Raw genomic sequence first — 6,771 nt, forward strand, 5'->3', positions numbered from 1 at the left:
TTTATATAAAAAGTGAAACGGCTTTATGCTAAAATTTAATGGTGCGAAACTTACCTTTGTTTTCTTTTGATTTGTTTTACTTTGGTCATTCTTCATTGTTATTTTATCTAATAATTAAAAAGCCACTTGTTTTTAACTCAAATTAAGGAGTGAATAAGCTTGTAGATAGTTAATATTTAGCTTTAAATAGCTTTAAATACTTTTTGCTATAATTTCCTAATTATTAAAAATAAAATGTCTTAAAACGCAAAAAAACGACCTCAAAAGAAGCCGTTTTAAAATCGTTTCGCTTTCAAATTTATGGTTAAACATTAAATTTGAGCAACAAAAATACATTAATGAATTAAAAATCAGTTAATTAAATTAGATAAATTTATCAAAAATAAAAAGTCCGTCCGCCCCCCTTGGTGCGACCTGCGGTCTGCTATTTCCTTTTTTTTGTTTTGTTTTTTTCACTCCAACGAAAACAGTGCATTTCACGCAAGCTCCAAAAAGTGATTTTTCGAAGAAAATCACACCCTTAAAAACTAAAAAATTACCATGTTTTTGTATTAATTAAACATAGCTTATTATACATAACTTATCGGCTTTCGACAAAAAACGGATATTAAATTGAATATCATAGTTATTAAAAAGATTTAAAAATTATCAACTCCAACTTCTGTAATACTTAACTCCAACTTTTGTAATACTAAAAAACAATCAAACTCCAACTTTTGTAATACTAACTCCAACTTACAAAGTTATATGTTGGTTTTTAAATTTTTTAGTATTAATTTTGTTGGAGATAAACCATACTTGAATGATTATTAAAGAGAAGGAACTAATACAGTCGTATATTTTGACAACCGCAAAATACGATTATAAAGTTTTTGAGAAAAGAATTTTTTATAGAATTATTGAACAGTTTCAGTTCTTAATTGAAGGGAAGGAGTTGAATAAAAAATATTCTCTAATTAAAAAAGATGACGATAGTTATAAAATTAAAATTCCCTATAATTCTCTTCTAAAATCTACCGACGATAAAAATCATCAGCAATTTAAAAATGCTCTAAAATCTTTAGAAAGTAAATCATTTGAGTATGAAGATGACGACTTATGGGAATTAGTTCGATTAATTGAAAAACCTAAAGCATACAAAAGAAATGAATATGTAGAGTTTGAACTAAACCCAAGAGTTGTTGAAGTTCTAATAAATTTTGCGAAAGGTTTTAGGAAATTAAGATTAGATATTGCGCTTAGTTTTGAAACAACTTACGCTATGCGATTTTATGAGCTTATTTCGGAACAAAAAAAACCGATTAATTATTCTATTGACAACTTAAAAAAAATGTTCTTAATTGAGAATAAATATCAGGATACAAATAATTTTATAAAAAGGGTCGTTGATTCTGCAAAAAAGGAATTAGACGAAAAATCTCCTTACACATTTCACTATGAGAAAATCAAAACAGGTAAAAAAATAACTTCTATAAGATTTATTCCTATTTATCAACCTCAATTTGATAGTGAAAATATCCAAAGAAAGAACTTGAATAAACAAATGTCTAATCGTTGGTTTATTCCAAAAAATATTGAGGATTATTTAAAACATAATTTCGATTTTACAGATAAAGAATTGAACAATAATTTGAATTTATTTGAAAGTTTGTATAATAATTTATCTGAAGAAGTTTTATTAGATTTTCTTACCGATCTTCGAGAACCTTCAACATATGCAGACAATCGAAAAGGATTTATTATTGGAGCATTAAAGAAGAAGTTTGAACAAATATTTGAAAATAAATTTCTAAATACGCGGACAACCCACGGACAACCTGCGGACATGTAATTATTAAACAAAATGGAGGAAATAAAATTCACCACAACCGATATTTCAAAAAAACTAAAAGTCTCTGATAGAACAGTCAGAAGATACATAGATAAAGAAATATCTAAAATAGAAGGTAAATATCTACTATCAGAAGACGCATTTAATTTTATTATAAATAAATATTCAGCGGACAACCTACGGACAACCTACGGACAACCTTCGGACACTAATTCTGATGTAGAGAATGAAGAATTTGATATTATTGAAGCTTTTTCTCAAGAAGAATATTTAGAGTTTCAAAAAAGACTAACTGAATACCCTTTATTGAAAGAGAAGATTGAAGAATCAAAAAATAGATTAGATGATTCTAAAGAATATATTCAGACACTTCTAAATGAATTAGAGTATCATAAACAGACTTACCAAAAGCATTTAGAAATGCATCAAAAAATGATTGATGTTTTTCAACAACGCAATTTTATTGAAGCAAAAGAAAAAGGATTAGACCAATAATTCCTCCAGATATGAAAAGAAAATTAATTGATTTGGATTTAGAAACACAAAGACGTTTATCTATCCTTGCTTCTGCAAACGGAATGAGTTTGAAAAAATATATCGAATATATACTTTTTCAACACGGAAACGATCATTCCATTACAATTGAAAAAGAAATTAAAAAACAAAAAACTGCATCTAAAAATCAATTATCTATTTTAGATGAAATAAATAAACAAGTAACTCAATAAAAATAACTTGTACAGTTTTTGTATTTTTGTTTTCAGATTAGTTACGTTCATTATTAAAGAATTAAAATATGACAACACAAGAAATCTATATAGTAGAACCATCTACATCAGAAGAAGCTAAGGCATTAAAAGCATTTGCAAAAGCTTTAAAAATGAAAATTACAAAACAAAATAACTCAAGTAATATCAAAGATGAAATTTCTCAAGCCGTTAATGAATTGAATTTAATAAAAGACGGTAAATTAAAAGGAATTTCTACTAAAGAATTACTAAATGAGTTATAGTATTATTGTTGTTCCAGAGTTTCTAAAACAAGCGAAAAGATTAGGAAAAAAGTATCGCTCCATTAAAGACGATCTTTCCTTTTTGTTTGAGGAACTAGAACAAAACCCTGCTCTTGGAACAAATTTAGGAAACAACTGCTACAAGGTACGTTTAGCTATAAAATCTAAAGGAAAGGGTAAAAGTGGTGGAGCAAGAGTTATTACTCATATCTTAATCGAAAACGAAACTATTTATCTACTATCTATTTATGATAAAAGCGATCAAGATTCTATTTCAGATGAAGAAATAAAAGATTTATTAAAAAATATAAAATAAAGCCTTAGTATTTGAAATACTAAGGCTTTATTTTGTCCGATTTGGATATGCAGTTGCAACGGTAAAATGCGCATTGTAGAGTAGTTTCAAGATCAATTTAATTTATCCAAAACGGCACTTGTTTAAAATCAGCATTTTAACCTAAAAATTATTGGTAGATAATAAGAATTATGTTAAGTAATGAAATAGATTAATAAAGTATCAATTGTAGAGTTTCGTGATCCATGATTGAGAATTTAAAAATTTTAAATAAAAACCTCGCTATTCATACAAATGTTATTTAGATAATATAGACTATCAAAGAATTTATTACTTTTAACAAAGTAATTACACGAAATACGGATATAGGGAATATTTCACGAAACTTTTCTATTATTTACTTCGTAAATTACTATGTTAGCAGAAATGTTTCCCAAAATTGTACATAATATGAACACTACCAAATTAGACCAATTTGAAATAGAAAATATCGAAGATGTATTACCAATGTTTGAAGAAACTTTCAAAATCAAACTAGAAAATTCCGAAACCGAAAAACTAAATGACTTTAATGAATTTAGCGAATTGATAATTTCAAAAGTTAACTTTGAGAATGATAATTTATGTACAAGTCAAAGAGCATTTTATCAATTTAGAAACGCTTTGGAAACTGAAAATATCATAGAAAAAAATCAAATCCATCCAGACACTAAGTTGAAAAGTATTTTCTCGAAAAGAAATCGAAGAAAAAATGTAAAAAAAATTGAAGAAAAATTAGGTTATAAAATTGAAATTTTAGCTCCAAGTCAAATAACAATAAATATTTTGTTTTTTGCATTTGCTATTTCATTTATTGGTCTATTCTTTTATTGGAAAATCGCAAGTTTCGGAATATTGATTTCAGTTTTTGGTTTTTATCTAACAAAATTTACAAATAGATTGGACAAAAAAACAGTTCGAGAAATTATTGAAAAAAATACTGCTCAAAACTATTTTAAAATAAGAAATAATGAAAATTCTTTTAACAAAAATGAATTTAAATCTGTAATCTTAGAATGGTTTTCTGAAAATGCAGGAATTGAAAAAGAGAAACTTAAAGACGGAACTTTCGCATAAAACACTTCTGCTAACATCGGCTTGGCAAAATGCGGGGTTAAGTGCAAAATTGAATTTCTCACCTATTTATCCGCCAAAAGCTGTTTGCTTTTGTTTTTTTTATTAAATTTACCAAAAGGCTCACAGCTTTGGCTCAGTTTCGGTCTGAATTGAACTTTAGCTCAATTCAAGCCCGCACTATCGCCAAGCCGCGGCCCGTTAGCGGTAATTTTACCAAACAGAATGTTGAACATAAAAAAATATAATCCGATGAAGCTATAAGTAACTGTCCAAAATATATAAACTTAAACCTTTTCATTGCTTTCAAAAAGTAATGGAATTTTCTATTATTAACTTTTAAAAATTAGAAAAAATGACACAGTTACAAATGATTAACAAAACAAAATCTATAGCTCAACAAGACGAAAATATTTCCGCTGTTTTTATGTATGGTTCATTTACCAAAAACGAAGGAGACAAATATTCTGACATCGAATTTTACATCTTTGTAAAAAATAAAGAAAATTTCTCAGCAGAAAAATGGGTAAATCAAATTCATCCTGTGGCTTTATATTTTATAAATGAATATGGAACCGAAGTTGCTATTTTTGAGAATTTGGTCAGAGGAGAATTTCATTTTTTAAAAACAGAGGAAATTGAAATTATCAAATCTTGGGACGGAATAGTTACATTTAGCGATTTTGACCAAATGAACCTAATCGACAAAGACGGATATTTAACGAAAACGCTTAATCAAATCAAAACGAAATCGCCCGAAAGAATAACAAATGAAAACATCTTGTGGTTAAGTCAATCATTACTGAATGTTGTACTGACAACAAGTAACTTAATTAAGAGAGAGGAATTTGCTCACGCTCATCATAGTTTATCAAACGTTCAGAAATATTTGCTCTGGCTTATTAGAGCAAGAATAAACAAAACCCAACATTGGGAAAGTCCGACTAAAAGTCTTGAAAAGGATATTGATATGACTTGGTATTCTGCGTATAAAACAATAACATCGGATTTAAATCCTAAGAACATAATTTTAGCTTTTGAAAACTCATTAAATTTATCGGAGAAACTATTTGACGAACTAAATATTGAAACAAAACTGAACGAAATCCTACACGAAATAAGAAAAAACTACCGCTAACAAGGTATTGCCAAAAGCGGGGCTAAAGAGCTAAATTCAAGGTTCTGCCCTACTATTCCGCCAAAAACGAATTTTATTCGTTTTTTTTCTTAAATTTATCTCATAAAAATTCGTTTTGGCTCGCCTCGGTGCAAAATCGAAACTTATCGCTTCGATTTCCCCGCCTTCGGCAATACCCAAAACGTTACCTGCAAGCTGAAACCAAAAATCCGACAAAATAAAATGGTTGAAACATTGATAAAAACATTGCAACAAAAATATCTTATCAAAACAAACACAATTTCTAAACAAAAAGGTGGTTGGGCTTCTTTGGCTTATAAAATAGAAGATGAAAACGAGCATTTTTATTTTTTAAAAGTTTATGAAAAAAGTCGAAAATCAACTTCTTATTTAACGGAACACATCGACCTTTATCTTCCCATTGTGGATTGGCTTGATAATCAAACTCTGCTGAAAGGAAAAATCATTCGATTGATTAAAACGCAATCTGATGATTTTAGGTGCGAAGATGAAAATTATATATATGTTTTGTTTGATTACATTAAAGGAGAAACAGTTGGAGAAAAAAATTTAACCAAAGAACAAATAACTCAATTAGCCGAAATTGTCAGTCAGTTACATCATTTAAAAAAAACTCCTTTTGACCTTTCGCAGATTTCTGAAACATTTGACCTTTCGTTTATTTCTAAACTAAACAATTGGATAGACAAAAACCTTGACCAACTAAAAACGGAAATCAAAACGGTACTGCAACCTAATCTTTCAATTATAAAAAATCAAATCAACGAATGGTATAATTTATCAAATGCTTTAAAGGAAAAAGATTTAAAATATTGTTTATGTCATACAGATATTCATCATTGGAATCTTATCACAGACAAACAAAAATTATATCTTTTGGATTGGGAAGGAATAAAGTTTGCACCACCCGAAGCCGATATTTTCAGCATTTATCAGCAACCTTATTTTGATTTGTTTATCAAAAGATATTATGAACTCAATCCTGATTATCAAATCAATGAAACGGTTTTACAATATTATCTGACAAGTAGAAAACTTCAAGATATTTTTGAGTTTATCGAACAATTACAATTTGACGAACTCAATTCGGAAGAATACAAAATCAACTTAAACTATCTGAAAAAAGAAGTTGATAACATAATATCCAAACCTAAAAACACAGCCAGCAGGTAACAAGGGTTTTGCAAGAGCGGGGCGAAAATACTCCGTTGGAGATTTTCGCTATATTTGTAGCTTAGTGCTTCGGTCGAGATTTTCTGCTGAAAATCCCCGCCCTCGCAAAGCCCCAAACCGTTAGCTGCAAGGCTACACAACAACGCTAATAGACAAACATCCCTTGAAATAATAGGGAGCTGACCCGA

Annotated in this window: 8 protein-coding genes; all 8 read left to right on the forward strand. The window is 28.6% G+C overall.

All coding sequences use genetic code 11. From position 1 onward, the window contains the following. The first annotated feature begins 802 nt into the window (after window positions 1-802). Window positions 803-1,831, forward strand: coding sequence for a replication initiation protein (locus HX088_RS13450; protein WP_225540535.1), 1,029 nt, complete (start codon window positions 803-805; stop codon window positions 1,829-1,831). A gap of 12 nt (window positions 1,832-1,843) precedes the next feature. After that, window positions 1,844-2,326: a hypothetical protein gene (locus tag HX088_RS13455; RefSeq protein WP_284584289.1), complete on the forward strand. Its 483-nt coding sequence runs from the start codon at window positions 1,844-1,846 to the stop codon at window positions 2,324-2,326. 11 nt (window positions 2,327-2,337) lie between these two features. Beyond that, window positions 2,338-2,559: a hypothetical protein gene (locus HX088_RS13460; protein ID WP_284584290.1), complete on the forward strand. Its 222-nt coding sequence runs from the start codon at window positions 2,338-2,340 to the stop codon at window positions 2,557-2,559. Between the two features lie 68 nt (window positions 2,560-2,627). Next, window positions 2,628-2,843: a hypothetical protein gene (locus tag HX088_RS13465; RefSeq protein ID WP_188320247.1), complete on the forward strand. Its 216-nt coding sequence runs from the start codon at window positions 2,628-2,630 to the stop codon at window positions 2,841-2,843. After that, window positions 2,833-3,159, forward strand: a complete 327-nt coding sequence (locus HX088_RS13470; RefSeq protein ID WP_286484425.1) for a type II toxin-antitoxin system RelE family toxin — start codon at window positions 2,833-2,835, stop codon at window positions 3,157-3,159. Before HX088_RS13465 ends, HX088_RS13470 begins: the two co-directional genes overlap by 11 nt. 429 nt (window positions 3,160-3,588) lie before the next feature. Next, window positions 3,589-4,254, forward strand: coding sequence for a hypothetical protein (locus HX088_RS13475; protein WP_286484427.1), 666 nt, complete (start codon window positions 3,589-3,591; stop codon window positions 4,252-4,254). Between the two features lie 352 nt (window positions 4,255-4,606). Next, the gene (lnu(H), locus tag HX088_RS13480; RefSeq protein ID WP_286484428.1) at window positions 4,607-5,389 is read left to right on the forward strand and encodes a lincosamide nucleotidyltransferase Lnu(H); all 783 of its coding nucleotides are present in this window, start codon (window positions 4,607-4,609) and stop codon (window positions 5,387-5,389) included. Between the two features lie 222 nt (window positions 5,390-5,611). Beyond that, window positions 5,612-6,583, forward strand: a complete 972-nt coding sequence (locus HX088_RS13485; protein WP_015431540.1) for an aminoglycoside phosphotransferase family protein — start codon at window positions 5,612-5,614, stop codon at window positions 6,581-6,583. Window positions 6,584-6,771 lie beyond the last annotated feature (188 nt).

This window comes from Empedobacter sp. 225-1, assembly GCF_030328185.1.
Taxonomy (GTDB): Bacteria; Bacteroidota; Bacteroidia; order Flavobacteriales; family Weeksellaceae; genus Empedobacter; species Empedobacter stercoris.